Origin of the sequence: Bradyrhizobium algeriense, assembly GCF_036924595.1 — a bacterium.
GTDB classification, from domain to species: Bacteria; Pseudomonadota; Alphaproteobacteria; order Rhizobiales; family Xanthobacteraceae; genus Bradyrhizobium; species Bradyrhizobium algeriense.
Genome location: NZ_JAZHRV010000001.1, coordinates 2,603,104 through 2,628,355, shown reverse-complemented (window position 1 = coordinate 2,628,355; position 25,252 = coordinate 2,603,104). Strand labels below are relative to the sequence as shown.

Annotated in this window: 28 protein-coding genes; 8 read left to right on the top strand and 20 right to left on the bottom strand. The window is 63.0% G+C overall.

The annotated features are described in order from the left end of the window. Positions 1 to 52: 52 nt before the first annotated feature. The gene (locus tag V1286_RS12875; RefSeq protein WP_334480041.1) at positions 53 to 1,291 is read left to right on the top strand and encodes an ABC transporter substrate-binding protein; all 1,239 of its coding nucleotides are present in this window, start codon (positions 53 to 55) and stop codon (positions 1,289 to 1,291) included. Positions 1,292 to 1,462: 171 nt separating this feature from the next. Here V1286_RS12875 and V1286_RS12870 read toward each other — a convergent pair whose 3' ends face one another. From V1286_RS12870 to V1286_RS12855, 4 genes are read right to left on the bottom strand one after another with little or no spacing between them, the layout of a single operon-like run. Further along, positions 1,463 to 2,722: a TCR/Tet family MFS transporter gene (locus tag V1286_RS12870; RefSeq protein WP_334480040.1), complete on the bottom strand. Its 1,260-nt coding sequence runs from the start codon at positions 2,720 to 2,722 to the stop codon at positions 1,463 to 1,465. Next, positions 2,719 to 4,104 carry a ribosome biogenesis GTPase Der gene (gene der / locus V1286_RS12865; protein ID WP_334480038.1) on the bottom strand — a complete coding sequence of 462 codons (1,386 nt, stop codon included), beginning with the start codon at positions 4,102 to 4,104 and terminating at the stop codon, positions 2,719 to 2,721. The genes V1286_RS12870 and der overlap by 4 nt, the downstream gene beginning before the upstream one ends. A 55-nt stretch (positions 4,105 to 4,159) precedes the next feature. Then, the gene (locus V1286_RS12860) at positions 4,160 to 4,675 is read right to left on the bottom strand and encodes a hypothetical protein (protein ID WP_334480036.1); all 516 of its coding nucleotides are present in this window, start codon (positions 4,673 to 4,675) and stop codon (positions 4,160 to 4,162) included. A gap of 33 nt (positions 4,676 to 4,708) precedes the next feature. Further along, a complete protein-coding gene (locus V1286_RS12855) occupies positions 4,709 to 5,362 on the bottom strand; it encodes a tetratricopeptide repeat protein (RefSeq protein WP_334480034.1) in 654 nt (217 codons plus the stop codon). A 243-nt stretch (positions 5,363 to 5,605) separates the two neighbouring features. Here V1286_RS12855 and V1286_RS12850 point away from each other — a divergent pair, with 243 nt between their 5' ends. Further along, on the top strand, positions 5,606 to 6,472 hold the full coding sequence (locus V1286_RS12850) for a hypothetical protein (RefSeq protein ID WP_334480033.1): 867 nt from the start codon (positions 5,606 to 5,608) through the stop codon (positions 6,470 to 6,472). Between the two features lie 28 nt (positions 6,473 to 6,500). On the opposite strand, the gene V1286_RS12845 is transcribed toward V1286_RS12850, so the two are convergent. From V1286_RS12845 to V1286_RS12815, 7 genes are all read right to left on the bottom strand, one after another. Next, positions 6,501 to 8,096, bottom strand: a complete 1,596-nt coding sequence (locus V1286_RS12845) for a class I adenylate-forming enzyme family protein (RefSeq protein ID WP_334480032.1) — start codon at positions 8,094 to 8,096, stop codon at positions 6,501 to 6,503. Positions 8,097 to 8,108: 12 nt separating this feature from the next. Then, positions 8,109 to 8,930: a 3-methyl-2-oxobutanoate hydroxymethyltransferase gene (gene panB / locus V1286_RS12840; RefSeq protein ID WP_334480030.1), complete on the bottom strand. Its 822-nt coding sequence runs from the start codon at positions 8,928 to 8,930 to the stop codon at positions 8,109 to 8,111. 1 nt (position 8,931) lies between these two features. After that, entirely contained in the window at positions 8,932 to 9,516 is a 585-nt protein-coding gene (locus V1286_RS12835) for an NnrU family protein (RefSeq protein WP_334480028.1), read from the bottom strand. Between the two features lie 86 nt (positions 9,517 to 9,602). Then, positions 9,603 to 10,205: a hypothetical protein gene (locus tag V1286_RS12830; RefSeq protein ID WP_334480026.1), complete on the bottom strand. Its 603-nt coding sequence runs from the start codon at positions 10,203 to 10,205 to the stop codon at positions 9,603 to 9,605. A 70-nt stretch (positions 10,206 to 10,275) separates the two neighbouring features. Next, entirely contained in the window at positions 10,276 to 10,833 is a 558-nt protein-coding gene (locus tag V1286_RS12825) for a TetR/AcrR family transcriptional regulator (protein ID WP_334480024.1), read from the bottom strand. Positions 10,834 to 10,894: 61 nt separating this feature from the next. Further along, the gene (locus tag V1286_RS12820; RefSeq protein ID WP_334480023.1) at positions 10,895 to 11,455 is read right to left on the bottom strand and encodes an enoyl-CoA hydratase-related protein; all 561 of its coding nucleotides are present in this window, start codon (positions 11,453 to 11,455) and stop codon (positions 10,895 to 10,897) included. A 296-nt stretch (positions 11,456 to 11,751) separates the two neighbouring features. Then, complete coding sequence (locus V1286_RS12815) at positions 11,752 to 13,371, bottom strand: peptide chain release factor 3 (RefSeq protein ID WP_334480022.1); 1,620 nt, start codon at positions 13,369 to 13,371, stop codon at positions 11,752 to 11,754. Positions 13,372 to 13,526: 155 nt separating this feature from the next. Between V1286_RS12815 and sugE the strand changes: the two genes are divergently transcribed. Then, positions 13,527 to 13,850 (top strand): quaternary ammonium compound efflux SMR transporter SugE, encoded by a 324-nt coding sequence (gene sugE, locus V1286_RS12810; RefSeq protein WP_334480021.1) that lies wholly within the window; start codon positions 13,527 to 13,529, stop codon positions 13,848 to 13,850. Here sugE and V1286_RS12805 read toward each other — a convergent pair. From V1286_RS12805 to V1286_RS12775, 7 genes are all read right to left on the bottom strand, one after another. Beyond that, positions 13,842 to 14,846 (bottom strand): inorganic phosphate transporter, encoded by a 1,005-nt coding sequence (locus tag V1286_RS12805; RefSeq protein WP_334480019.1) that lies wholly within the window; start codon positions 14,844 to 14,846, stop codon positions 13,842 to 13,844. The genes sugE and V1286_RS12805 overlap by 9 nt on opposite strands. Positions 14,847 to 14,860: 14 nt before the next feature. Beyond that, positions 14,861 to 15,505: a DUF47 domain-containing protein gene (locus V1286_RS12800; RefSeq protein WP_334480017.1), complete on the bottom strand. Its 645-nt coding sequence runs from the start codon at positions 15,503 to 15,505 to the stop codon at positions 14,861 to 14,863. A 141-nt stretch (positions 15,506 to 15,646) separates the two neighbouring features. Then, positions 15,647 to 16,615, bottom strand: coding sequence for a branched-chain amino acid ABC transporter permease (locus V1286_RS12795; protein WP_334480015.1), 969 nt, complete (start codon positions 16,613 to 16,615; stop codon positions 15,647 to 15,649). A gap of 1 nt (position 16,616) precedes the next feature. Further along, on the bottom strand, positions 16,617 to 17,504 hold the full coding sequence (locus V1286_RS12790; protein WP_334480013.1) for a branched-chain amino acid ABC transporter permease: 888 nt from the start codon (positions 17,502 to 17,504) through the stop codon (positions 16,617 to 16,619). A gap of 89 nt (positions 17,505 to 17,593) precedes the next feature. Continuing rightward, positions 17,594 to 18,814, bottom strand: a complete 1,221-nt coding sequence (locus V1286_RS12785; RefSeq protein ID WP_334480011.1) for an ABC transporter substrate-binding protein — start codon at positions 18,812 to 18,814, stop codon at positions 17,594 to 17,596. Between the two features lie 39 nt (positions 18,815 to 18,853). Continuing rightward, the gene (locus V1286_RS12780) at positions 18,854 to 19,597 is read right to left on the bottom strand and encodes an ABC transporter ATP-binding protein (protein ID WP_108517527.1); all 744 of its coding nucleotides are present in this window, start codon (positions 19,595 to 19,597) and stop codon (positions 18,854 to 18,856) included. Further along, a complete protein-coding gene (locus tag V1286_RS12775; RefSeq protein ID WP_108517529.1) occupies positions 19,590 to 20,345 on the bottom strand; it encodes an ABC transporter ATP-binding protein in 756 nt (251 codons plus the stop codon). Before V1286_RS12775 ends, V1286_RS12780 begins: the two co-directional genes overlap by 8 nt. A 373-nt stretch (positions 20,346 to 20,718) precedes the next feature. Between V1286_RS12775 and V1286_RS12770 the strand changes: the two genes are divergently transcribed. Then, positions 20,719 to 21,321: a PAS domain-containing protein gene (locus V1286_RS12770; RefSeq protein ID WP_334480009.1), complete on the top strand. Its 603-nt coding sequence runs from the start codon at positions 20,719 to 20,721 to the stop codon at positions 21,319 to 21,321. Positions 21,322 to 21,348: 27 nt separating this feature from the next. Here V1286_RS12770 and V1286_RS12765 read toward each other — a convergent pair whose 3' ends face one another. Continuing rightward, a complete protein-coding gene (locus tag V1286_RS12765; RefSeq protein WP_334480008.1) occupies positions 21,349 to 21,720 on the bottom strand; it encodes an ArsC family reductase in 372 nt (123 codons plus the stop codon). Between the two features lie 114 nt (positions 21,721 to 21,834). On the opposite strand from V1286_RS12765, the gene V1286_RS12760 reads away from it, so the two are divergent. Continuing rightward, positions 21,835 to 21,993: a DUF5993 family protein gene (locus tag V1286_RS12760; protein ID WP_190241895.1), complete on the top strand. Its 159-nt coding sequence runs from the start codon at positions 21,835 to 21,837 to the stop codon at positions 21,991 to 21,993. Between the two features lie 7 nt (positions 21,994 to 22,000). Beyond that, positions 22,001 to 22,558 (top strand): disulfide bond formation protein B, encoded by a 558-nt coding sequence (locus tag V1286_RS12755; protein WP_334480005.1) that lies wholly within the window; start codon positions 22,001 to 22,003, stop codon positions 22,556 to 22,558. Here V1286_RS12755 and V1286_RS12750 read toward each other — a convergent pair. Then, complete coding sequence (locus V1286_RS12750; protein ID WP_334480003.1) at positions 22,555 to 23,259, bottom strand: glutathione S-transferase N-terminal domain-containing protein; 705 nt, start codon at positions 23,257 to 23,259, stop codon at positions 22,555 to 22,557. The genes V1286_RS12755 and V1286_RS12750 overlap by 4 nt on opposite strands. A 78-nt stretch (positions 23,260 to 23,337) precedes the next feature. Between V1286_RS12750 and V1286_RS12745 the strand changes: the two genes are divergently transcribed. Together V1286_RS12745 and V1286_RS12740 are read left to right on the top strand one after the other, a co-directional pair. Next, the gene (locus V1286_RS12745) at positions 23,338 to 24,204 is read left to right on the top strand and encodes an SDR family oxidoreductase (protein WP_334480002.1); all 867 of its coding nucleotides are present in this window, start codon (positions 23,338 to 23,340) and stop codon (positions 24,202 to 24,204) included. 21 nt (positions 24,205 to 24,225) lie between these two features. Continuing rightward, positions 24,226 to 24,861 (top strand): HAD hydrolase-like protein, encoded by a 636-nt coding sequence (locus tag V1286_RS12740; protein ID WP_334480000.1) that lies wholly within the window; start codon positions 24,226 to 24,228, stop codon positions 24,859 to 24,861. Positions 24,862 to 25,252: the final 391 nt, after the last annotated feature.

Genomic DNA, 25,252 nt, shown 5'->3' with positions numbered 1-25,252 from the left:
CTGGCAGGTTCCGCAAAGAGAGCCGGCGAACAACTATTTCCGGAGGAATACTATGACAAATAGAATTGCGCGGCGCTTCGCCGCCTCTGTGGCGCTTGCCGCACTCGGCCTTGCGACGCCAGCTTTGGCCCAAGACAAAATCTTGGAAAAGACCGTCAAGATTGGCGTGCTGAACGACATGTCGAGCCTCTACGCCGACATCGGCGGCCCCAATTCGGTGGTTGCGGTCAAGATGGCCGTTGAGGATTCCGGCCTGACCAAGAAGGGCTGGAAGATCGACGTTGTCAGCGGCGATCACCAGAACAAGCCCGACGTCGGCACCAATATTGCGCGGCAGTGGATCGACACCGAGAAGGTCGATGCGATCGCCGATACGCCGAACTCCGGCGTCGCGCTGGCCGTCAGCAATCTCGTCAAGGAAAAGAACGCGGTGCTGCTCAACTCGGGTGCCGCGACCGCCGATCTCACCGGCAAGGCCTGCACGCCGAATACGATCTCCTTTACCTATGACACCTATATGCTGGCGACGGGCACCGGCAAGGCACTGACCAAGGCCGGCGGCGATAGCTGGTTCTTCCTCACGGCCGACTATGCCTTCGGCCATGCGTTGGAGCGCGACACGTCGGCGGTCGTGACCGCCAATGGCGGCAAGGTGCTCGGCGGCGTGAAACATCCGCTCAATACATCCGACTTCTCGTCCTTCCTGCTGCAGGCGCAGGCTTCCAAGGCGAAAGTTGTCGGCTTGGCCAATGCCGGTGGCGACACCACCAATGCGATCAAACAGGCATCGGAATTCGGCATCGTCGCGGCCGGCCAGAAGCTCGCCGCGCTGCTGCTGTTTATCAATGACGTACACTCGTTGGGCCTGAAGACCGCGCAGGGCCTGACGTTCACGGAATCCTTCTACTGGGACCTGAACGATCAGACGCGCGCCTGGTCGAAGCGGTTCTCCGCGCTCGCCAACAAGAACGCGATGCCCTCGATGACGCAGGCCGGCAACTACGCCATGGTGCTGCATTATCTGAAGGCAATGGAAGCGCTCGGCGGCAATCCGCATGACGGCGCCAAGGTCGTCGCCAAGATGAAGGAACTCCCGACCGACGATCCCTTGTTCGGCAAGGGCCCGCTGCGCGCCGACGGCCGCCGTCTCATCCCGGCGTATCTGTTCGAAGTGAAGAAGCCGGACGAGTCGAAGGGACCGTGGGACTACTACAAGCAGATCGCCACGATCTCGGCGGAAGACGCCGCGAAACCGCTCGAAGCCAGCGAGTGTCCGCTGGTGAAGAAGTGACGGCGTAACAGGGAGCGCAGGGTGGGCAAGCAATCGCTTTGCCCACCCATTCTGTCAGACCTCATCCTGAGGAGCTTGCGCAGCAAGCGTCTCGAAGGATGAATGGCACGAGCGGGGCCTCGTGGTTCGAGACGGCGCTGCGCGCCTCCTCACCATGAGGGTTTAAGGTTGCTACGGCTTAGCGCCTTTACTCGGCGCCAGCGTGCGCCACGCGATCAAGAGCCCCAGCCCCAACAACGCGGCCGCTAGCAGGAACGGTGCGCCCGGCATTTTGAACGGCGCTCCATCGCTAATGAAGTAAGCAAAGGTCAGCGTAAACAGAAACGGTCCCGCCATCTGGGCGATGCTGTTGACGCTGTTGGTCGCACCCTGCAACTGGCCCTGCTGATCGGGTGCTACGAGCTGCGTCGTCAGCGCCTGGATCGCCGCGCCCGCCACGCCCCACAGCGCCATCACGGGAATGCCGATCCAGAACAACGGCCCGGTCGGGGCCGCGCCATAGATGAAAAAGCCCAACGCGCCGCACGCAAGCCCCAGCAGCAGCGCCCGGCGCTCGCCGAGGCGCTTGACGATCGGCCCGACGCCCGCGCCCTGCACCACCATGGCGCAGACGCCAACCAACGCCAGAGTGAGCCCGACCGTCGCCGTATCCCAGCCATAGCGGTACGTCGCATAGAGAACGAAGGTGGACGGCAGCACCACATGCGCGACCTGCCCGAAGAAATTCGCCAGCGACAGCCCGGCCAGAATCCGGTTGGAACGCAGCAGATGCAGCGCGCCGAGCGGGCTGGCGCTTTTCCAATGGAATGGTGCGCGGCGTTCCAGCGGCAGAGACTCGGGGAGGATCAGCCAGCCGTAGAGCGTATTCGCAAAGCTCAAGCCTGCCGCGATCCAGAACGGCAGGCGCGGATCCATGCCGCCGAGCAGGCCGCCGATGGCGGGACCGAGAATGAACCCGGCGCCGAAGGCCGCGCCGATCTTGCCGAACACCGCGGCTCGCCGTTCCGGCGGCGTCACATCGGCGATATAGGCAAAGGCCGTCGAGATGCTCGCCGACGTAATGCCTGAGATCACCCGGCCGATGAACAGCCAGGTCAGCGACGGCGCCAGCGCCATCAGCACATAGTCCAGCGCCAATCCGAAATTCGACAGCAGCACCACCGGTCGCCGGCCGAAGCGGTCCGAGAGCGCGCCGAGGATCGGCGAGAACAGGAACTGCATCAGCGCCCAGGCGGTGCCGAACAGGCCGAAGATCCGCGCCGCCGTCGCGGTGTCGTTGTCGACAAAACTTTCCACGAGTTTTGGCAGGATCGGCAGGATCAGGCCGAGCGCCAACATGTCGAGCAGGATGGTGACGAAGATGAAGGCCGCCGCGCCGCTGCGCACCGGCGGCTTGTCGTCGGCAACAGCGGTGGACGCGTGTTCGCTCATGACGGCCGTTTGCGCTTGTGGGCGAACGGATTGGCCTTTTCGCGCAGCGTGATCCGGATCGGCGTGCCCGGCAGGTCGAAGGCTTCGCGCATGCTGTTGGTGAGATAGCGCAGATAGGATTGCGGCACGGCGTCAGCCCGCGAGCAGAACAAGATAAAACTCGGCGGCCGCGCTTTGGCCTGGGTAATGTAGTTCAGCTTCAGCCGCCGGCCCGACACCGCGGGCGGCGGATTGGCGTCGACCGCCTGCTCGAACCAGCGATTGAGCGCAGCCGTGGGCACGCGCTTGTTCCACACCGCATAGGCGTCCTGGATCGCGGTCATCAGGCGATCGATGCCCTCGCCCATCAGGCCGGACACGGCGACGATGGGGGCGCCCTTGACCTGCGGCAGCCAGTGATCGGCATCGCTGCGCAGCGCCGAAATCAGATGGGTCTTGCGCTCCATCAGATCCCATTTGTTGACCGCGAGCACGATCGCCCGCCCCTCGCGCTCGATCAGATCGGCGATGCGCAGGTCCTGTTCCTCGAACCGGTTCTGCGCGTCCATCGTCATCACGACGACTTCGGCAAAGCGCACCGCGCGCAGCGCGTCCGCCACCGACAGTTTTTCCAATTTCTCCTCGATCCGCGAGCGCCGCCGAAGCCCTGCGGTGTCGAACACGCGGAACTCGCGGCCCTGCCAGGTGATCTCGACCGAGATGGAATCGCGGGTGGTGCCAGCCTCGGCGCTGGTCAACAGCCGCTCCTCGCCGAGCAGATGATTGATCAGCGTGGATTTTCCGGCATTGGGGCGGCCGACGATGGCGACGCGGATCGGACGCTGCGCGAGTTCCTCATCCGATACGATGATATCGTCGTCGTCGAACTCTTCACCCTCCTCGGCCGGCTCCGGCATCAGCGCGGCGAGCGCGTCGTAGAGATCGCTCAGGCCCTCGCCATGCTCGGCTGAAATCTGGATGGGATCGCCGAGGCCGAGCGCGTAGGATTCCATCGCGCCGACTTCGCCGTGCCTGCCCTCGCTCTTGTTGGCGACCAGCACCACCGGCTTGTTGGCGCGGCGCGCGAAATCGGCAAAGGCGCGATCGTTCGGCGTCAGCCCTGCGCGCGCGTCGATCACGAACATCAGCGCATCGGCCAGTTCGATCGCGGTTTCCGTCTGCTCCTGCATCCGTGCCGTGAGCGAGCCCTTGGCGCCCTCGTCGAGGCCGGCGGTGTCGATCACGGTGAATTCGAGATCGCCGAGACGTGCATTGCCCTCGCGGCGGTCGCGGGTAACGCCGGGCTCGTCATCCACCAGCGCAAGCTTCTGCCCAACCAGCCGGTTGAACAGCGTCGATTTGCCGACATTGGGTCGGCCGATGATGGCAATCGTAAAGGACATAAATGATCCAAACGCCCTTTTTTGAAGGGCGTGTCAATCGAACGAAAAGAAAGAATCAACGCGTGAACGTACCGCTCGGCATCGGCGCCGGGAACGCGGATTGTTGCGGGGACTGTGCAGGCGCCGTCGATTGATCGGGCGGCGGCGCGGTGGTCCGCTTGCGCGTGATCTTGGCCGGCTTGGGCGCCGGCGGCGCGGCGGCGGTGCTGCCTTCCTCCTCGGGTGCGGCGTCGGGGTCCGCAGCCGCAGGGGCGGCAGCCTGTTTGCCCTTGGATTTCGCGCCGCGCTTCGATTTCGGTTCTTCCGCTGGCGGAGGAGCTGTAGCGGCCTGCGCGTTCGGGTCGTCGACCTGCTGACGGGAGCCCTTGTAGAGATCCTTCGGCACGCCCTGCTCAAGGCCCGGCACGCCTTCGGGGAATACCGGCTTGCGGTCACCCGGCAGCTTCTTCTTGGTATCGAGGAAGTCGAGCAGATCGGACGGGTCGAAATTGCCCGTGCTGCCACAGCCTGCCAGCGCGCCCGAAAGCGCGATGAGGACGGCGGTTGCGATCAAACGTTGCGGGCGGCGCATACTGGGTTTCCCAATCAACTCGGTTTGTACGCGTCAGCTCTTGGCGACCGGCGGAAGCAAGGCCTGCAGCGCTTCGGCACGCGAGCGCAGGCTCGGCGGCGTTTCGCCGTCATTGGCGATCAGATCCAGCCATTGCCGCGTCGCCGCAGCGTCGTTGGCGCGCCATGCCGACAGCGCCAGCAATTCGCGCGCGGTATGGCGGAAGGTGGCGCCGGCCGCAGCAGCGGCCTCGAGGCGCTCTTTCATGTTGGGATAGCTCGTGCTTTCCAGCAGCAACTGGGCGGCGCGAATCCGCGCCAGATCCTGCTCGGCAACGCCGACGCTGCGATCGGCGGTGATCTCATCGAACAGCTTTGCCGCGGCCTGCGGATCGCGGTTGGCGACTTCCGCCGCCATGCGCAACCGCGCCAACACGCGATAGCCGAACGGCGCCTTCGCCGCGAGATCGGCGAAGGCCGCTTCGGCCTCGGCGTGCTTGTTGGCTTCTGAAAGCTCCACGGCCTTGTCGAACGCAGCCCCCGCCTCGACCGCCTTCTTGGCCTCCAGATACTGGTAGCCACGCCAGCCGCCCACGGCGGCGATGATCAAAATCATGCCGGCAATGATATAAAGCGAGTATCGGTCCCACAGCTTTTTGAGCTGATCGCGACGGACCTCCTCGTCTACTTCATCAAATAATTCAGACACTTAAAGGTATCCCATCCCCGAGGAACCGCGCCTTGGGCGGCAGCATCGTGCGCCCGATCCCCGCATCGCCGCGACGTAGCCTATCGATATGGCGGTGGCAAGGCAAAGTGAGGTGGATCAAAGCGTTAACAACGGCGCCGCCGCCCCGCGAAATCGCCTGGCAGCGTTGACATCGCGGTTCAAAGTTTGGCGTAATCCCGCCCGCTTCCATTTCGAATCTTATCCCAATTTCCTGGGTGTTTCATGCCTCGCCATGCGCTGGTTTCGATGCTTGCCATGGGGCTGGTCATGGGACTGGCATCCCTGTCCGCGGCCTCACTGGCCGACGATATCAGGCCGAAGGCGATCGAGACGGCATTCTCCGGCAAACTCCGCCCCGACATTTTGGGTATCTCGACCGAATCGAACGCCGAATCCGCGCGCGGCGTCTTTGATTCCCTGTTCAAGGGCCGTACCGACACCAAGACCGACATCCAGCAGCAGAAATTCGGCGGTGCCAGCTATGTCGCCGCGCTGAATTTCAGCCTCCCCGCCGGTTCGAAACAGAACGGCGAGATGCTCTCGACCAGCTTCTCCTCGCCTGCGAGCGCCAACCGCGCCTATTTCGTGGCGCGCAATCTGACCTTCGCGCAGGACCAGCAGCCGTCAAAGGCCGACATGATCAAGGAAGTCATGGGCAAATACGGCGTGCCTACCATCGTCGGCGATCAGCATCTGTATTACATCTACCGCAAGGGCTCGATCATGTCCGTCGGCGGCAAGTACAAGGAAGCGACCGCGCTGGAAGCGATCGACAAGCCGCTTGACCCCAGGGCCGCCGTCAAGCTCAACGGCGACACCGTCCGCGGCAGTTGCGTGGCGGTCGTCAAGCGCGCACAGACCAAGGCCAAGGAACCGAGCGCCATGCTGGCCGAGGCCAAGGGCGCGAATTGCGACGGCGTGTTGAGCGTGCAGCTCGTCCCGGGCACGCCGGCCGACCGCGTCGGCATCGCGCAATTCACCCTGCTGGACGTCAAGCAGTTCGTCAGTGCCGCCGCGATCGACAGTGCGGCGCTTGCCGCCGGGCCGAGCGAAGGCTCGATGCCCAAGGGCAGCGCGCCGAAACTCTAGCCGCCGGGTTTCAGCCCTGTGTCGCCGTTCAGGCCGCTGGCAAAGCCTCGCGGAGCTGCCGTTTCATCACCTTGCCATTGGCGTTGCGCGGCAACGGGTCTGTCCGCACATCCATGGTTTCCGGCACTTTGTAATCGGACAGCCGCTCGGCGCACCAGGCGCGCAGCGCCTCGGCCCCGACCGTGCCACGGGTGACGACGACCGCATGAACGCGCTCGCCCAGCACCGGGCACGGCTTGGCGATGATCGCGCTCTCCACCACGTCGGGATGGCCCGCCAGCACGGATTCGACCTCGGCTGAATAGATCTTCAAGCCGCCGCGGTTGATCATGTCCTTCTGGCGATCGAATACCCGAACGAAATTCTCTTCGTCGATCGAGCCGAGATCGCCGGAATGCCAGAAGCCGGCCGTAAAGCTCTCTGCGGTAGCTTTCGGATTGTTCCAGTAGCCTTTGATGACCGAGCCGCCATGAATCCAGATTTCGCCGATCTCGCCGCGCGGCAGTTCGCGGCCCTCGGCATCCACCACGATGATCTGCGCGCCCGGACAGGGCAAGCCGACACTGTCGATATGGCCTGCGGTCAGTTCGCCGGGCATCATGGTTGACGGCGACGTGGTCTCGGTCGCGCCGTAGCAATTCATCAGCTTCAGCCCGGGAATCTTGGCATCGAGCTTTTCGATCGTGGCGATCGGCATCGGGGCGCCGCCAAAGCCGCCGATCCGCCAGCTCGACAGGTCGTAGCTGTCGAAATCCGGCTGCAGCAGGCAGAGATTGTACATCGCCGGCACCATCACGGTGTAGGTGACACGCTCGCGCGCCGCCATCTTCAGATATTCCGCCGCCTTGAACTCCGCCATGATGATCAGCGCGCCGGCGCAGCGGACCATGGTCATGATGTTGGCGACCACGCCCGTGACGTGGCCGAGCGGCACTGCGGCGATCGATCGATCGGCAGCCGTCAGCTTCAGGCACGATACGAACACCATCGCCGAATGAATGATGTTGCAATGGGCGAGCATCGCGCCCTTGGGCTTGCCCGTGGTGCCCGATGTGTAGAGAATCATCGCGGTATCTTCTTCGCCGACCTCGACCGGCCCTGCGAGCTCCGCGTTATCGGCCAACTCCGAAAAGCGTGAAAGCCGCGGATCACCGTCGACCGCGATCCGGTGCACCACATCGGGAATGTCGCCCGCATCAGGCACACGGTCGGCCAGCGCCGCTTCGTGGATCAGAAGCCGCGCGCCGCAATCGGTGAGCACATAGGCGATCTCGGGCTTTTGCTGACGGGTCGAAAGCAGCACCGTCACCAGCCCGGCATGGGCCGCGCCCAGCATCGTCAGCACGAATTCGATCCGGTTGCCGAGCAGCACCGCGACGCGGTCGCCGCGCTTGAGGCCGAACTTCCCGAAACCTGCCGCGATTTGCGCAGACTGCTGCGCGACTTCGCGCCATGTCATTCGCGTGGCGCCGCAGACCAGCGCTTCGCCATCGGGATTTATAGCAACCGCATCGGCTACCATCGCCGGGATGCTTTTAGGCCGTTCGCAAAAAGCCGGAATGATACGATCGCCGAAGCGCGGTTCTAGCCGCATCGCCGGAATGGAATGCTGCGACCAGTCCATGGCGCGCGCCCGTCAGCTCTTTTTCATCTCGTAGACGTGCTCAGGCCCCGGGAAAGCGCGCGAACGCACGTCTTTGGCATAGCCCTGGATCGCCGCTTCGATCGCGGCGCCGAGATCGCCATAGCGGCGAACGAATTTCGGCGTCCGCGGCGACAGGCCCAGCATGTCCTCCAGCACCAGCACCTGGCCGTCGCAGGCCGCGCTGGCGCCGATGCCGATGGTCGGAATGGCAATGGTCTGCGTGATCTTTCGCGCCAGCGGCTCGGCAACCGCCTCGATCACGACCGAGAAGGCCCCGGCATCCGAGATCGCCTGGGCGTCCCTCAGGATCGGGTCCCAACTGCCTTCGTCGCGGCCCTGCGCGCGAAACGAGCCGAGCGTGTTGATCGATTGCGGCGTCAATCCGATATGGCCCATGACAGGCACGCCGCGTTCGACGAGGAACGCGACGGTTTCCGCCATGCGCGCGCCGCCTTCCAGCTTCACCGCGCCGCAATGGGTTTCCTTCAATATCCGCACTGCGGAATGAAATGCCTGCTCCTTCGAGGCCTCATAGGAGCCGAACGGCATATCCACCACGACCAAAGCGTGCTTCGAACCGCGCATCACCGCATGTCCCTGCAGGATCATCATGTCGAGCGTCACCGGCACGGTGGTCTCGAAACCGTGCATGACATTGCCCAGGGAATCGCCGACCAGAATGACGTCGCAGTGGCGATCCACCAGGGCTGCGGTATGCGCATGGTAGGACGTCAGCATCACGATCGGCTCGCCGTTCTTGCGCGCGCGGATATCCGGCGCAGTTTTGCGCTTGATGGCAGACTGAACCGACATGCTAGGCTCCAACCACGGGCACGCCGATCACGACCGGATGGAACGCGAATGCGAGCGCCAGATAGGCGACGAGGCCGACCGCGATCGCGATCAGGTCGTTGCCGGGACCACCGACGGGGATCGGCGGCGCGCCGGCGTCGGAACGAGATTTCAGCGAAATGCGGTCATATACCGCCCATGCGAGAAACGAGCCGAACAGGATGATCGAGCCGAGATCGCCGTTGGCGAGCAGATGCGCCGCAGCCCACAGCTTAATGCCCGTCAGCATCGGATGCTTCAGCGTCGTATAGATCCGGCCGCGGATGTAGGAAGCCACCACCATGATCACCGCGGGCAGCATCAGCGCCGACGTGATGTGCTTGAGCGCCGTCGGCGGGTTCCAGACGTTGTACCATCCCGTCGCGCGATAAAGCGCAAAGCCCCAGATAATCAGCGCCAGCCCTGCGAACGAGGCCAGCGCATAGCCGATCTTGTAGCCGCCCTCGCCGGTCGCGGCGATGACCTGCGCGCGCAGCTTGCGCTGGATGGTGAGCGTATGGACGCCGAAGAACAGGATCAAGCCCAGGATCAGCACCAGCAGTCCCATGATGTCCTCCCGCTGCGCGGCTGGTTTTGCCTGTTATCCGCGTATCATTTTAGGGGCTTGGTGCGCAATGCGCCACGCGGACGTGGTCACGGCTTCTCCGCCTGCTTTGCCGAATCGCGGTTATCGACGTAGCGGATCGCGATCGGCCGCCCGGCCAGCGCGCCGCCGAGCCCACTGGTGAATTTCAGAGGCTGGCATGCCTGCAGCGACGCATTGATCGCCTTCAGGTAGGTCGCGCGGGTATCCGCCGGGGCGCCGGCCGTGGCATAGGTCACGCGCGGGGTGGCGATGATCTCGCCCGAGCGCTTGAAGCTGAAGCGAACCGACATCTGCATGCCCGGCCGCGCGATGTCGGAAGGCGGCGGTGACCAGCAGGACCGCAACGCCGCGAACAGGTCGCCGATCGTATCGAGATCGTGGTCCGGCCTGCGGTATTTCGCGGCCTGGTCCTGCGGCGGTACACTTTCGATCGTGAGTTGCAGGTTCTGGCCGTACGGATAGTCGATCTCGGGAATGCACGGTCCGTCGTTGAACACGCTGCAAAACGACGGCGTGCAGGGCTGGCCGTCGAGCACGCTGCAGGGCGCATGCGAAAACGGCGTCGCGTCGATCTGGCGCCGCGACTGGGCATCGGCGGCACCCATCCCGACGAAGAGTGCGGTCAGACAAACGATGGCGAGCCGGAACATATAGTGGGGTCCTCACGGTCGACCCGACTAAGCTGATGCGCGCTAGAGGCGCTATCAAGGCTGACGGCGTTCACATCCCCGCGTTCATGGCCGACAGTTCCGCAATAAGGGCCTTCTCGCTGGGCTGGTCGAGGACGCCGGCCGTATAGAGCGAGATGCCGCCATAAAGCGTGATGTAGACCTTCATCACTGCGCGGCGGCGTTCGGCCGGGCTCTCGATATCCTGGCAGAATATCCGCATGGCCTGGGTGATGACCTTGTGGACCGCAGCCTGCAGCGGCGGGTTGTGCTTCATGGTCGCGTGCGGGCGGCTGGTCATCAGGGCGTAGAGCGCGCGATTGGCCAGGGCGAAGCGGACATATTTCGCGGTGTAGTCCTGTGGCGTGTCCGCCTTGACGAGGATGGCGGCGAGCCGGGTATAGGCCTCGGTCGCCACCGCATCAAGCAGCGCCTCGCGGTCCGCGAAATGATTGTACAGCGAGCGATGCGCGACGCCGACGGCCTCCGCGACCTCGCGCAGGCTTAACTGCTCGTGGCCGGCCGCCGCCACGAGGCGTGTGGCAGCCTTCAGTGCTGCGGATTTCAGATTGCCATGGCGATAGGTCGCCCGGCGTGGCTTCACCGTCATGCCTCCTTCATACAAAGGCACGGGACGCAACACCACCACCGGACGGGTCGAAGTTTGCGTCTCAGGCCGACGCCCGCCGGGCAATGCGGTCCTCGCCATATTGCGGCGTGATATCCTCGTCGATCATGTCGCGGATCATTTTGATCACGGCGCCCCTCGCCCGCGCCTTGGTGGCGGCGTGGGCCGCCATGTTGAGCGTGGCGAGCTTTTGCGCAGCCTCCTCGGCGCTGCGCTCCAGCGCATCCGCCGGGTAGTCGCCCTCGGCGGCGATGCGGTGGTCGCCGGACATGATGAGGAAGGCGCCCATCGGATAGGCGTTACCCTGGCAGGCCGCCACGACAGGTGTCGGGAACGAGAGAATACGTAGCGCCAGTTCGGCACCCGCTTTGAGCATCAGATACTGATCCTCGGCGCTGCCCTTGGCAAATACGTTGAGGTCGAAGCCGCCGGAAAAATGCTTGCCGCGGGCTTTCAGGATCACAACGGTTTTGTCTTTTTCCGCCTGGTCGAACGCCCCGTGCAGGGCGTTGAGCATCGCAAGCGACATTACATTGGCCTTGCCGTCGTCGATTACGATGGTGCCGACCGGGCCGGAACGGAAATAGGTCGCGAGATCAGTCATGGCTTGTTGCCTCCCTGTTTCCATAAGCATCCAGTGGATACTTTTACGGATGCCGATCCGGCGCAAGGGGTTTCACGCTCGCTAACGGTGCATGCAGGCATCCACTGGATGCATGAGCGGGATAGGCCGAGGCGAAACCCCACCCGTCATCGCCTGCCCTGTGCACAATTGCGCACTGGGGCGGGCGATCCAGTATTCCAGAGACCATAGTGATTTTACCGAGAAGCCGCGGCGTACTGGGTCCCCCGCTTTCGCGGAGGACGACAGCGGAGGTTGGCGCGAAAGGCGAGCCCGTCTTACGCTTTCTTCTTCACGTCCTTGACGTTGGAGAAGGTAATCCCCTCGGCCCGTTCGCGGGTATAGCCGAGATAGAATTCGTTCTTGGCCATGAACACGGGGTCGCCATCGACGTCATCGGCGATGCCGGAGCCGTTGGCGGCGATGAAGGCGTCGAGTTTCTTGCGGTCGTCGGATGAGACCCAGCGCGCGAGCTGGAACTCCGAGACCTCGAATTCCACCGGCAGCGAATATTCCGCGTCGAGCCGCGCTTTCAGTACGTCGAGCTGCAGCGGCCCGACGACACCGACCAGCGCCGGTGCGCCGTCGCGCGGCCGGAACACCTGCACCACGCCCTCTTCCGACATCTGCTGCAGCGCTTCTTTCAGCTTCTTCGCCTTCATCGCATCCGTCAGCCGCACGCGGCGGACGATTTCCGGCGCAAAACTGGGAACGCCGACGAAGGTGATGTCTTCGCCTTCGGTCAGCGTATCGCCGATCCTTAAAGTGCCGTGATTGGGAATGCCGACAACGTCGCCGGCAAACGCCTCATCAGCCACCGAACGGTCCTGGGCGAAGAAGAATTGCGGGCTGGACAGGCTCATGTTCTTGCCGGTGCGCACCAGCTTCGCCTTCATGCCGCGGCTGAGCTTGCCAGAGCAAAGCCGCGCGAACGCGATGCGGTCGCGGTGGTTCGGATCCATGTTGGCCTGGATCTTGAACACGAAGGCGCTCATGCGCGGCTCGGCCGCCTCGACCTTGCGCAGGTTCGAATCCTGCGCGCGCGGCGCAGGCGCAAACTTGCCGAGACCTTCCAGCAGGTCGCCAACGCCGAAATTGCGCAGCGCGCTGCCGAAATAGACCGGCGTCAGGTGGCCTTCGCGAAATGCCTCAAGTTCGAACGGCTTGCAGGCTTCGGATACCAGCGCGAGCTCATCCTTGATCTCGGCGACGTCGAGATTGGCGTTGCGGCCGGCGAGATCGGCGATGTCGATCTGCTCGGTCGCGCCGGTTTTGGCACCGCCGCCTTCGAGCAGGCGCACGCCGCCATTGACGACGTCGTAGGTGCCGAGGAAATCGCGGCCGCGGCCGACCGGCCAGGTCATTGGCGTGGTATCGAGCGCCAGCGTCTTTTCGATCTCGTCCAGAAGTTCGAACGTATCGCGGCTCTCACGGTCCATCTTGTTGATGAAGGTGATGATCGGAATGTCGCGCAGCCGGCACACCTCGAACAGCTTTCGCGTCCGCGCCTCGATGCCCTTGGCGGCGTCGATCACCATGACGGCGGAATCGACCGCGGTCAGCGTCCGGTAGGTGTCTTCGGAAAAGTCCTCGTGGCCCGGCGTGTCCAGCAGGTTGAACACCAAGCCTTCGAACTCGAACGTCATCACCGACGTCACGACCGAGATGCCGCGCTCGCGCTCGATCTTCATCCAGTCGGAACGGGTATTGCGCCGCTCGCCCTTGGCCTTGACCTGTCCCGCCAGATTGATGGCGCCGCCGAACAGCAGGAGCTTTTCGGTCAGCGTGGTCTTGCCGGCGTCCGGGTGGGAGATGATCGCAAACGTACGGCGGCGCGCCACTTCATCTGACAGTGGCGAGCGGGACGGCGATTCGGCTGAAACGGCAATGTCGGACATGAGGCTCGAGCGTTTGGCAGGGAAAACCGGGCTAATCAAGCCTCATTTGGTGGTTGCAGAGGCCGAGGGCCAGTCCCATATCGGCAGCGGAAGGACGGCCTTCCAATTTCACAGCTCATCCGCGGGGACGGCCCTGCCTGGTTCGGAGGGTCGTGATGGCCTGGATCGTGTTGTTCGTCGCCGGCCTCATGGAAATAGGCTGGGCGATCGGCCTCAAATATACCGAAGGTTTCACACGGCTCATTCCGTCCGTCCTGACGCTCGCATGCATGGCAGGCAGCATCCTCCTGCTCGGCCTTGCCCTGAAATCACTGCCGATCGGAACCGCCTATGCGGTATGGACCGGCATCGGCGCGGTCGGAACGGCAATCCTGGGCATCGCACTGTTCGGCGAGCCTGCCACCGCCGCCCGCCTCGCCTGCATCGCGCTGATCGTGGCCGGCATCGTCGGGCTCAAACTCGTCACCGGATCAGCGTAGCAACAGCACCGCCCAATAGGTCAGCGCCGCCACGATTCCGGAAGCCGGAATGGTGATCACCCAGGCATAGACGATCGAACTCGCCACGTTCCAACGCACCGCCGAAACCCGCCGTGCCGCGCCGACGCCGACGATCGAGCCGGTAATGGTGTGGGTCGTGGATACGGGAACCCCGAGAAAGGTCGCCATGAACAGGGTCGCCGCCCCGCCGGTTTCGGCGCAAAAACCCTGCATCGGCGTCAGCTTCGTAATCCGCAGCCCCATGGTGCGGACGATCCGCCAGCCTCCCATCAGGGTGCCGAGGCCCATGGCCGCCTGGCAGGAAATCACGACCCAGAACGGGATGTTAAAGTCCGCGCCGAGATGACCCTGCGAATAGAGCAGCACCGCGATGATACCCATGGTCTTTTGCGCGTCGTTGCCGCCATGGCCGAGCGAATAGAGCGACGCCGAGACGAATTGCAGGATGCGGAAGGCGCGGTCGACCGCAAACGGCGTCGAGCGCACCGATAGCCAGGACACGATCGCGACCAGCACCAGCGCCAGCAGGAACCCGACCAGTGGCGACAGCACGATCGCCAGCAGCGTTTTCGACAGACCGGTCCAGACCGCCGCCGAAATTCCGGCTTTTGCGACCCCCGCGCCGACCAGCCCGCCGATCAGCGCGTGTGAACTGGACGAGGGAATTCCGAGCGCCCAGGTAATCAGGTTCCAGACGATGGCGCCTACAAGTGCCGCGAATATCACGGTGGCATCGACGATATCAGGTTCGATGATGCCGGTGCCGATCGTATTGGCGACGTGGAGCCCGAACACCAGGAAGGCGATGAAATTGAAGAAGGCGGCCCAGAGCACCGCATATTGCGGGCGCAGCACGCGGGTCGATACGATCGTTGCGATCGAATTGGCGGCGTCGTGCAAGCCGTTGAGGAAGTCGAACAGCAGCGCGACCGCGATCAGGAAGACCAGAACCGGAAGAGCGAGGGTGGCATCCACGTGATGGCCCTGCCCTATACCTGTTCGATCACGATGGAGTTGATCTCATTGGCGACGTCGTCGAAGCGGTCGGATACTTTCTCAAGATGCTTGTAGATCTCGGCGCCCACGATGAAATCCATCGAGTTGCCGCTGCGATGCTTGAGAAACAGTTCCTTCAATCCAATATCGTGGAGATCGTCGATGCGGCCCTCCAGCTTTCCGATTTCCTCGGTAATGGCGGTGAGCATCGCGACGTTGTTGCCGATCGACTGCATCAGCGGCAGCGCGCGACCGACCAGATTGGCGCACTCGACCAGCAGCGTCCCGATCTCGCGCATCGGCGGCTCGAACGTGCGGACCTCGAACAGCACCACCGCCTTCGCGGTCTGCTGCATCTGATCGATCGCATCGTCCATCGCCGTGATCAGGTTCTTGATGTCGCCGCGGTCGAACGGGGTAATGAAAGTGCGCCGGACCGCCGTCAGCACCTCGCGGGTAATGCCGTCGGCGTCATTTTCGAACTGGTTGACGCGCTGGCAGAACACCGGTGTTTCGTCGCCGCCGCGCAGCATGTCCTGAAGCGCCAGCGCGCCCTGCACGACCGTCTGGCCGTGGCGGGCAAACAGTTCAAAAAACCGCTCCTCCTTGGGCAAAAAGGCACGAAACCAGCGCAGCATGGGCATTTTTCCGTCTTCAGAAACGGCCGCCCGGGCGGCCTGTCACAAAACTGTCATAGACCATTCGAGGGAAAAGCGCGCCACGAGGCGACCCGGCAACCGGGTCATCCACTGCTTTGTGAGGCGCCAAAACCGGCCGTTTTACAGGGATCGGCGGAAATAATGCGCGATCTCGCCGATCACGCCGCGGCGGAAGGTCAGCACGCAGGCGACGAAGATGACGCCCTGGATCACCGTCACCCACTGCCCGAACCCGGCCAGATATTGCTGCATGGCGATGATGACGAAGGCGCCGACGACCGGCCCAAAAATGGTGCCGAGGCCGCCGACCAGCGTCATCAGCACGATTTCACCCGACATCGTCCAGTGCACGTCGGTGAGCGAGGCGTTCTGCGCCACGAACACCTTCAGCGAACCGGCAAAGCCCGCAATGGTCCCGGAAAGGATGAAGGCGAGCAGCTTGTATTGGTCGGTCTTGTAGCCCAGCGAGATCGCGCGCGGCTCGTTCTCGCGGATCGCCTTCAGCACCTCGCCGAACGGCGAGTTGATGGTGCGGTAGATCAGGAGGAAGCCACCGAGGAAACCGGCCAGCACGACGTAGTAAAGCACCGTGGGCTTGGCGAGATTGAATATCCCGAACAGATAGCCCTGCGGAATGCCCTGGATGCCGTCTTCGCCATGGGTGAACGGCGCCTGCAGGTAGATGAAGTAAAGGAGCTGCGACAGCGCGAGCGTGATCATCGAGAAGTAGATGCCCTGCCGGCGGATCGAGATGAAGCCGGTCACGACCGAAAGCGCGGCAGCGCCGGCGACGCCGACCAGAATTCCGATTTCCGGCGTCACACCCCAGACCTTGAGCGCATGCGCCGTGCAGTAGCCCGCAGTTCCCAGAAACATCGCGTGGCCAAATGACAGCAGGCCGCCATAGCCAATCAACAGGTTGAACGCGCAGGCGAGCAGCGCGAAGCACAGGGCCTGCATCACGAAGAACGGATAGATGCCGGTCAGCGGCACCAGCCCCAGCAGCACCGCCATCGCCGCGAATACCATCATCTCGTCGCGCATCGCGCGCGGCGTTACCGGCAGTGTGTCGTCAGTCAATGCGCTCATGTCAGGCCGCCCGTCCGGTCAGTCCCGCAGGCTTCACCAGCAACACCAGCACCATCAGGACGAACACCACGGTGTTGGAAGCCTCGGGATAAAAATACTTGGTCAATCCTTCGATCACGCCGAGTGCAAATCCGGTGATGATCGATCCCATGATCGATCCCATGCCGCCGATCACCACCACCGCGAACACGACGATGATCAGGTCGGCGCCCATCAGCGGCCGCACCTGGTTGATCGGCGCCGACAGCACGCCGGCGAGCGCGGCCAGGCCGACGCCGAGCCCGTAGGTCAGCGTGATCATCCTGGGCACGTTGATGCCGAACGCCCGCACCAGGGTCGGATTTTCGGTCGCAGCGCGCAGATTGGCGCCAAGCCGCGTCTTTTCGATCAGGTACCAGGTAGCGATGCAGACGACGAGCGAGAAAATGACCACCCAGCCACGATAGACCGGCAGGAACATGAAGCCGAGATTCATGCCGCCCTGCAGACCGCGCCATTCGCCGATCTGCGGGTAATCGGGAATCGCGTAGGGCAGCCCGGATGAGCCGAAATAGTTCTGGAACACGCCCTGCACGATCAGCGCGATGCCGAAGGTCAGCAACAGGCCATAGAGGTGGTCGAGGCCGGCCAGCCATTGCAGCATGGTCCGCTCCAGGATCATGCCGAAGATGCCGACCACGATGGGAGCGATCAACAGCGCCCACCAATATCCGATGCCGGTCAGATGCAGGAGGAAATATGCGCAGAACGCGCCCATCATGTAGAGCGCGCCATGGGCGAAATTGATGATGTTGAGCATGCCGAAGATCACGGCGAGCCCGAGACTGAGCAGCGCGTAGAACGATCCGTTGATCAATCCCACCAAAAGCTGGGCGTATAGAGCTTGCATCGGTTTCGCACTCAATCTCGTTTAAGACGCGGAATCGCGCAGGGACGCGAGAGGAAGCCCGCCGGCACGGCGCCGGCGGGCTGTCGTTGTTACTTCTTTACCAGCGGACAAACGCTTTCCGAAAGCGGCCGGAAGGCCTGGTCTGCCGGGGTCGTTCCGACCAGCTTGTAATAGTCCCACGGTCCCTTGGATTCGGAAGGCTTCTTGACCTCGAACAGGTAGGCCGGATGAAGCTTGCGGCCGTCGGCGCGGATCGTGCCCTTCCCGAACAGCGGGTCGTCGGTCGGCGCCTCTTTCATTTTCGCCACCACCTTGGCGCCGTCATGCGGATTGCCACCCATCGCATCGATCGTCTTGAAATAGTGGATCAGGCCAGAATACACGCCAGCCTGCACCATGGACGGCATCGCCTTGTTCTTCATGCGCTCGGAGAAGCGCTTGGAAAACGCACGGGTGCCGTCGTTCAAATCCCAGTAGAAGGTTTCCGTGAAGTTCAGGCCCTGCGCCACCTTGAGGCCGAGCGAGTGAACGTCATTGATGAACAGCAGCAATCCCGCGAGCTTCTGGCCGCCCGCGACGATGCCGAACTCCGCGGCCTGCTTGATGGTGTTGGTGGTGTCACCGCCGGCGTTCGCCATGCCGACGATCTTGGCCTTGGAAGCCTGTGCCTGCAGCAGGAACGAGGAGAAATCCGACGAATTCAGGGGATGCCTGACGGTGCCGATAACCTTGCCGCCCGACTTGACCACGACTGCGGCAGTGTCGCGTTCCAGCGCGTGGCCGAACGCGTAATCCGCGGTCAGGAAGTACCAGGTGTCGCCGCCGGCTTTCACCAGCGCCTGTCCGGTGCTGTTGGCGAGCATGTAGGTGTCGTAGACCCAGTGAATTGTGTTCGGCGAGCACTGGGCATTGGTGAGGTCCGACGTCGCCGCGCCGGTATTGATCATGAGGGAGTTCTTTTCCTTCACCAGATTGTTGACCGCCAGCGCAACGCCGGAGTTCAACACGTCCACGAAAATATCGACCTTCTCGACGTCGATCCATTGGCGCGCGATGGTGGTGCCGATGTCGGGCTTGTTCTGGTGGTCGGCGGAGACGATGTCGATTTTCCAGCCCTTGCCCGCCAGTCCGGAATCCTCGACCGCCATCTGGGCGGCAAGCGTGGAGCCTGCGCCGCCGAGGTCGGAGTAAAGTCCGGAATTGTCGGTAAGCACGCCGATCTTGACGGTCTTGTCCTGCGCCATGGCGCCACCGCCTGCGGCAAGTGCGAGCGCGGTTCCGAGGAAGAGAGATGAAATGCGATGTTTCATAGTATCTCCATAAATCCAGAGTGCAGCGGGTAGTACTGATTAAACGCCGAGATAGGTGTGGAGCTTGTCCATGTTGGCCGACAGCTCCGAATTCGCAAAACCGTCGATGACCTTGCCGTGCTCGACGATGTAGTAGCGGTCGGCCACCGTCGAGGCGAAGCGGAAATTCTGCTCCACCAGCAGGATGGTGAAGCCTTCCGACTTCAGCCGCGCGATGGTGTGGCCGATCTGCTGGATGATGACGGGCGCGAGACCCTCGGTCGGCTCGTCCAGCATCAGGAAGCGCGCCCCGGTGCGCAGGATTCGCGCGATCGCGAGCATCTGCTGCTCGCCGCCCGAAAGCTTGGTGCCCTGGCTGTTGAGGCGCTCCTTCAGGTTCGGAAACAATTCGAAGATCTGGTCGAGCGACAGGCCGCCACCGCGCACGATCGGCGGCAGCAGCAGGTTTTCGCGCACGTCGAGGCTGGCGAAAATGCCCCGCTCCTCGGGACAGAACGCGATGCCCTGGCGTGCGATCCTGTCGGACGGGGCACGCGTGATGTCCTGACCGTTGAAACGGATCGAACCTGTACGCTTGCCGATAATTCCCATCACCGACTTCAGCGTCGTGGTCTTGCCGGCGCCGTTGCGGCCGAGCAGCGTGACCACCTCGCCGGCCTTCACATTGAAGTTGATGCCGTGAAGGATGTGGGATTCGCCGTACCAGGCCTGCAGGTCGGAGACGGAAAGAATTTCCGCGCCCGCCGGTTTGGCGGCGGCTTCGGCCATTTTCAACTCAGGCATGACCGGCCCCCAGGTAGGCTTCCTTGACGCGTTCGTCCTTGGACAGTTCAGAATAATTGCCTTCGGCCAGCACCTGCCCGCGCGTCAGCACCGTAATGATGTCGGACAGGTTGGCGACCACCGAGAGATTATGTTCGACCATCAGGATGGTGTATTTGGCCGAGATGCGCTTGATCAGCGCTGCGATCTTGTCGATGTCTTCATGACCCATGCCGGCCATCGGCTCGTCGAGAAGCATCATCTCCGGGTCGAGCGCCAGCGTCGTCGCAATTTCGAGCGCGCGCTTGCGACCGTAGGGCATCTCGACCGCCGGCGTGTTGGCAAATTCGCTCAGGCCCACATCATTGAGAAGCTCATGCGCACGGCCGTTGAAGCGGTCGAGCACGCTTTTGGAGCGCCAGAAATCGAACGAAGAGCCGTGCTGGCGCTGCAGGGCGACGCGGACGTTCTCCAGCGCCGTCAGGTGTGGAAACACAGCTGAAATCTGGAACGAACGCACCAGCCCGAGGCGGGCCACATCGGCCGGCGCCATCGCGGTGATGTCCTGCCCCTTGTAGAGGATCTGGCCGGCCGACGGCCGCAAGAACTTGGTCAGAAGGTTGAAGCAGGTCGTCTTGCCAGCGCCGTTCGGCCCGATCAACGCATGAATACTACCGCGACGCACTTTCAGAGCAACGTCGCGAACGGCGAAGAAACCCGCGAATTCCTTGGTCAATCCGTGGGTTTCGAGAATGAACTCATCAGCCAAACAAAACTCCCCCGTCAGCCGTCTCCGCGAGTTTGCTCGCGCGCGGCCAATTTTTCCCTGTTCGGGCAGGCTCTGCGGGACGTCCTGGAAACCGTCCCGAGCCCGCCGCCTCCGGGCCGGAATATGCCGTCAACGGTATGGGTTAGGCAAGGTGGAAAGCTGCCGCGGGGAAAACGCGCGTGCCGGTTCCGGATGCGCCATAGGTCGAATTGCGCCGACCGCCCGGCCCGGCCGGCTCGTCGTCCGCGCTCAAACGCGATCTTCGCTCCGGCAAGCCACCGTTAACGGTGTTTTGCTGCAATCAAGCCCTTTCACACAATATTTCTGCCTCCGGCGCATCATGACGCGATTTAGATAGCCAGGAATTGCCGCCTTGGAATTTCAAAGCGCCGGACCGTCGGTCGTCAAATCCATCAAGCAGCGCGACCTGCTGAACACCTGGCTGCGGCTATACGCCCGCGACCAGTCGATACCGCGCATGCCGGAATACCAGCCGACGCGGATCGAGGACGAACTTCCTGACCTGGTATTGTACACCGTCGATACCAGCACACAGCCGCCGCGCCTGACCATCCAGAGCGACGGCACACGGATGTCGAGCGCTTATGGGAATACCGGCAAGGGCCGCTATCTCAACGAGTATCTCGGCGCAAGGCTCGCTCCGATCGTGATGCCGGTCTATCATGAATGCATCGCGCGCCGCCTCCCCGCCTACACCATCGCCAATATCGATGACATCTACGGACGAATCGTCGCCTACGAGCGGCTGTTGTTGCCGTTCTCCGATGGCGGCAGCGTCACCCACATCATCGCATCGCTGAAGACCATCAGCGAGGATGGCGGCTTCGAGATCAAGAACCTGATGCGCGGAAACGACCAGCTTCCGGTGCCGAAGCTTCGCACCATCATCGACCGCGATCTCTTCCATCGCGCACCCGGCCGCATTCCGTCCGGCGACGTGCTGGAATTCGAATAGCCGTCCCGGCGAGCCTGTCGAGTTCGATCAGGCCTTACGTGCGCGCGACTTCGGTGCCACTTCCTTGCCGTAGACATCCGGCTTGAACCCGACCAGCAATTTGCCGCCGAGATCGAGCACCGGGCGCTTGATCATCGAGGGCTGCTCCAGCATCAGCGCCAGCGCCTTGCGCTCGTTCAGGCCTTCCTTGTCGCCATCCGGCAGCTTCTTGAACGTCGTGCCTGCGCGGTTGAGCAGCGTTTCCCAGCCGATTTCGTCGGACCATTGCTTGAGCTTGTCCTTGGCGATGCCCGCAAGCTTGTAGTCGTGGAAATCGTAGGCCACGCCGTGATCGTCAAGCCAGGCGCGCGCCTTCTTCATGGTGTCACATTTCTTGATGCCGTAGATGGTAATGGGCATTTTCGTTGCATTCCGGAAATAGCGTTACTGGTCCTGTCGGACCGTTTTTTATACAAAGCGGAACGGCGAATCTATCATAGACTCGCATACCACTCGCGAAGTTAGGACCAGCCGATGGAATTCACCCTTTTGTTTCTGGCCACGGCCATCGTGATGCTGGTCGCCTGGCGCGGTCAGCGTCCACTGGCGCTCGGCCTGTTTGGGGCTGTCCTGATCGCGTGCGTCGCCACCTATCTGCACCACGCGACCGATACGCTGAAACTGTCGTTCTGAGATACGCATGACCCAGACGCGCGCCATCACGCTGAATGCACTCAGCCTCTACGCGGTGGCGCTGGTGCTGGCGGCGGCCTATGCGGCGCAATTCATCCTTCGTGAATTGCCCTGCCCACTCTGCCTGCTGCAGCGCATCCTGTTCGCCGCGCTGGCCGTCGGACCGATCCTCAATATCCGCTTCGGTCCCCGCCCCAGCCATTATGCGATGTCGCTGCTGGCGGCGGTCGCAGGCGCGGTTGCGTCGACCCGGCAGGTGCTGCTGCACATCATGCCCGGCGACGCGGGCTATGGTTCCGCGTTGCTCGGCTATCACTATTATACTTGGGCGCTGCTCGGCTTCATTGCCGCCATCGTCCTGCTTGCCGTGATCCTGCTGTTCGACCGCCAGTTCGAAGAAGACAAAGCCGTGCTGCCGGCCACCGGCGGCGCCTTCGCGCAAATCGCGGTGTGGCTCGTGATCACGCTGACAGCAGCCAACGTGGTGACGACACTGCTCGAATGCGGCTTCAGCGCCTGCGCCGACAATCCTCTTGTTTATGAGCTGCTCAAGCGCGCCGCTTAGGGCCGCTTCGGTATGTCGAGCCCGCGCTGCACCGCCGGCCGGGCGAGCCCGCGTTCCAGCCATGTCGGCACCTGCTTCAGCGTATCGAATGCGACGAGATCGCGCGCACCGTAGAAGCCGATCAGGTTGCGGACCCAGCCGAGCATGGAGATGTCGGCGATGGAATATTCGTCGTCCATGATCCATTGCCGTCCGGCAAGCCGCGTCTCCATCATGTCCAGCAGGCGCTTCGACTCGGCGACGTAACGCTCGAGCGGCCGCTTGTCGGCAAATTCCTTGCCGGCGAATTTGTGGAAGAAGCCGACCTGCCCGAACATCGGTCCGATCCCGCCCATCTGAAAGTGCAGCCACTGGATGGTCTGGTATCGCCGCGCCGGATCGGCTGGCAGGAGCTTGCCGGTCTTTTCCGCAAGGTATTGCAGGATCGCCCCGGACTCGAACAGCGGCAGCGGCTTGCCGCCGGGCCCGTCCGGATCGAGGATCGCCGGGATCTTGCCGTTCGGGTTCAGCGACAGGAATTCCGACGTCTTCTGGTCGTCCTTGTTGAAGTCGACCAGATGCACCTCGTAGGGCAATCCGATCTCTTCCAGCATGATCGAGACCTTGACGCCGTTCGGTGTCGGCAGCGAGTAGAGCTGAAGGCGGTCGGGATGTTTGGCGGGCCAGCGTTTGGTGATCGGGAAGGCAGAGAGATCGGGCATCGAAACTCGTTTTGCATGGTTATTGTTGCGCGGCTAATGTACGGCTGATGCCGCATATAACAAGGGTCCGCGCCGTTCATGACCGATCAACCGTCTCCGCTCGGCCTCACCGATGAGGAGCTTGCGGCTCATCCGACCACATTCGCGACCGATGCGCTGAAGGATCAGGTCGTCGTCGTAACGGGCGGCGCCGGCGGCATCGGGCGGGCAATCGCCTGGCTGTTCGCACGGCTGGGCGCGCATGTCGCCGTGGTCGGGCGCGATGGGGCCAAGCTCGAAGCGCTCGTGGCCCAATTGGCCGGCCGCGGCCTCAAGGCATCCGCGCACGTCGCCGACATCAGGGAGCCCGATGCGGTCAGCACCCTGTTCGACACGATCTGGGCCGCGCAAGGCCGCGTCGACGGCCTCATCAACAGCGCCGGCGGACAATTTCCGCAAGCCGCAATCGATTTTTCCGTGAAGGGCTGGAACGCGGTCATCAACACCAATCTGAACGGCACCTGGTGCACGATGCAGGCCGCCGCGCAGCGCTGGCGCGACCACAAGCATCCCGGCAGTATCGTCAACATCGTGGTCGTGACGACGCACGGCCTGTACGGCATCGCGCACACCATCGCCGCGCGAAGCGGCGTGATCGGGCTCTCGCGCGCCGTCGCGGTCGAATGGGCGCCCTTGAACATCCGGGTCAATTGCGTGGCGCCCGGCGCGATCGAAACCGAAGGCTGGAACGTCTACTCGCCGGAAGCCCGCGCCGCCTACCCGCGCTCGAACCCGATGATGCGCGTCGGCTCGCCATGGGACGTCGCCGAGGCCAGCGTCTTCCTCGCCGGACCATCCGCGAAATTCGTGACCGGTGAGACGCTGACGGTCGACGGCGGCGGCCAGCTCTGGGGCGAAACCTGGACCACGGGCAAGCCCGCCTATTTCGGCGGCGATGACACGTGACACGCTGATGGTCCTTTTCTCATGACGCGTTACCGCCTCGCCATTTTCGACTTCGACGGCACGCTGGCGGATTCCCTTCCCTGGTTTCGTGCCTCCTTCCAGGACATGATTACGCGGTTCGATCTTGCGCCCGTCCGCGACGACGAGGTGGAAGGGCTGCGCGGAATGTCCGCACGTGAAATCATGGCGCGGCTCAACGTATCCATGTGGCAACTGCCGGCCATCGTCAGCGACATGCGAAAGCGCAAGCTCGCGGCAGCGAGCGAGATATCGCTATTCGCCGGCATCCCGGCGATACTGACCGACCTGCAACGCCTCGGCATCAAGACCGCCATCGTCAGTTCCGACAGCGAAGCATCCGTCCGGCAGGTACTCGGACCCGCCACCGCCCGGATCGCTCGCTTCGACTGCGGCGCTGCGGTGTTCGGCAAGCACAGGAAATTTCGACGCGTCGCACGCAAGCTTGGCGCGAAGCCTTCGGAGACGATCTGCATCGGCGACGAGATCCGCGACATTGAAGCCGCGAAAGCCGCCGGCATGGATTCCGGTGCGGTAGCGTGGGGCTACGCACTTCCGAGCGCGCTGCAGGCGGCGGGACCGACGCATCTGTTCAATTCGATCGAGGAGATGATCGAGCGGCTTGCCGTGGCGAAATAGTGCAGCCGAAAGCTTCCCCGCATTCTTTGTCAGCGCCGCGATCCAGGCATCAGGCATAAAGCAAAGCTGGAAGACGCGCGCTTCGAGCGTGGCAAAGATTTTGCCAGGATGATTGTGGGAGGGCGTGCCGCTCGCAAGAACCGAAGCCGTGGTAGCAACTCGATCTTGCGTTCGACCAAAAGCACCATATTCGTAAACGCTTCTGACAAAGAACCGCCCGGCCGACTGCTGGCAGTTCTTGTGTGTCAGGAGCAGGGCTTCTCGCCGCGGATAATCCACCTTGCGACTTTCAGCTGATCCCGCAACTCACTGAAATAGTGAAGGAAGCTTGTTTTTCGGAAATATCTGCGATCCTGCGGAATCCATCAGTGTCCTCCGCCCGCGACCCAGT

What these genes read in the sequence shown, in the direction of transcription:
- V1286_RS12785 (WP_334480011.1), bottom strand. Translation starts at nt 18,814, where the DNA reads ATGAAACATCGCATTTCATCTCTCTTCCTCGGAACCGCGCTCGCACTT.
- V1286_RS12790 (WP_334480013.1), bottom strand. Translation starts at nt 17,504, where the DNA reads ATGCAAGCTCTATACGCCCAGCTTTTGGTGGGATTGATCAACGGATCG.
- V1286_RS12830 (WP_334480026.1), bottom strand. Translation starts at nt 10,205, where the DNA reads ATGTTCCGGCTCGCCATCGTTTGTCTGACCGCACTCTTCGTCGGGATG.
- panB (WP_334480030.1), bottom strand. Translation starts at nt 8,930, where the DNA reads ATGTCGGTTCAGTCTGCCATCAAGCGCAAAACTGCGCCGGATATCCGC.
- V1286_RS12815 (WP_334480022.1), bottom strand. Translation starts at nt 13,371, where the DNA reads ATGTCCGACATTGCCGTTTCAGCCGAATCGCCGTCCCGCTCGCCACTG.
- V1286_RS12845 (WP_334480032.1), bottom strand. Translation starts at nt 8,096, where the DNA reads ATGGACTGGTCGCAGCATTCCATTCCGGCGATGCGGCTAGAACCGCGC.
- V1286_RS12750 (WP_334480003.1), bottom strand. Translation starts at nt 23,259, where the DNA reads ATGCCCGATCTCTCTGCCTTCCCGATCACCAAACGCTGGCCCGCCAAA.
- V1286_RS12870 (WP_334480040.1), bottom strand. Translation starts at nt 2,722, where the DNA reads ATGAGCGAACACGCGTCCACCGCTGTTGCCGACGACAAGCCGCCGGTG.
- V1286_RS12740 (WP_334480000.1), top strand. Translation starts at nt 24,226, where the DNA reads ATGACGCGTTACCGCCTCGCCATTTTCGACTTCGACGGCACGCTGGCG.
- V1286_RS12795 (WP_334480015.1), bottom strand. Translation starts at nt 16,615, where the DNA reads ATGAGCGCATTGACTGACGACACACTGCCGGTAACGCCGCGCGCGATG.
- V1286_RS12760 (WP_190241895.1), top strand. Translation starts at nt 21,835, where the DNA reads ATGGAATTCACCCTTTTGTTTCTGGCCACGGCCATCGTGATGCTGGTC.
- V1286_RS12755 (WP_334480005.1), top strand. Translation starts at nt 22,001, where the DNA reads ATGACCCAGACGCGCGCCATCACGCTGAATGCACTCAGCCTCTACGCG.
- V1286_RS12850 (WP_334480033.1), top strand. Translation starts at nt 5,606, where the DNA reads ATGCCTCGCCATGCGCTGGTTTCGATGCTTGCCATGGGGCTGGTCATG.
- V1286_RS12825 (WP_334480024.1), bottom strand. Translation starts at nt 10,833, where the DNA reads ATGACGGTGAAGCCACGCCGGGCGACCTATCGCCATGGCAATCTGAAA.
- V1286_RS12780 (WP_108517527.1), bottom strand. Translation starts at nt 19,597, where the DNA reads ATGCCTGAGTTGAAAATGGCCGAAGCCGCCGCCAAACCGGCGGGCGCG.
- V1286_RS12765 (WP_334480008.1), bottom strand. Translation starts at nt 21,720, where the DNA reads ATGCCCATTACCATCTACGGCATCAAGAAATGTGACACCATGAAGAAG.
- sugE (WP_334480021.1), top strand. Translation starts at nt 13,527, where the DNA reads ATGGCCTGGATCGTGTTGTTCGTCGCCGGCCTCATGGAAATAGGCTGG.
- V1286_RS12835 (WP_334480028.1), bottom strand. Translation starts at nt 9,516, where the DNA reads ATGGGACTGCTGGTGCTGATCCTGGGCTTGATCCTGTTCTTCGGCGTC.
- V1286_RS12800 (WP_334480017.1), bottom strand. Translation starts at nt 15,505, where the DNA reads ATGCTGCGCTGGTTTCGTGCCTTTTTGCCCAAGGAGGAGCGGTTTTTT.
- V1286_RS12820 (WP_334480023.1), bottom strand. Translation starts at nt 11,455, where the DNA reads ATGACTGATCTCGCGACCTATTTCCGTTCCGGCCCGGTCGGCACCATC.
- V1286_RS12860 (WP_334480036.1), bottom strand. Translation starts at nt 4,675, where the DNA reads ATGCGCCGCCCGCAACGTTTGATCGCAACCGCCGTCCTCATCGCGCTT.
- V1286_RS12745 (WP_334480002.1), top strand. Translation starts at nt 23,338, where the DNA reads ATGACCGATCAACCGTCTCCGCTCGGCCTCACCGATGAGGAGCTTGCG.
- der (WP_334480038.1), bottom strand. Translation starts at nt 4,104, where the DNA reads ATGTCCTTTACGATTGCCATCATCGGCCGACCCAATGTCGGCAAATCG.
- V1286_RS12875 (WP_334480041.1), top strand. Translation starts at nt 53, where the DNA reads ATGACAAATAGAATTGCGCGGCGCTTCGCCGCCTCTGTGGCGCTTGCC.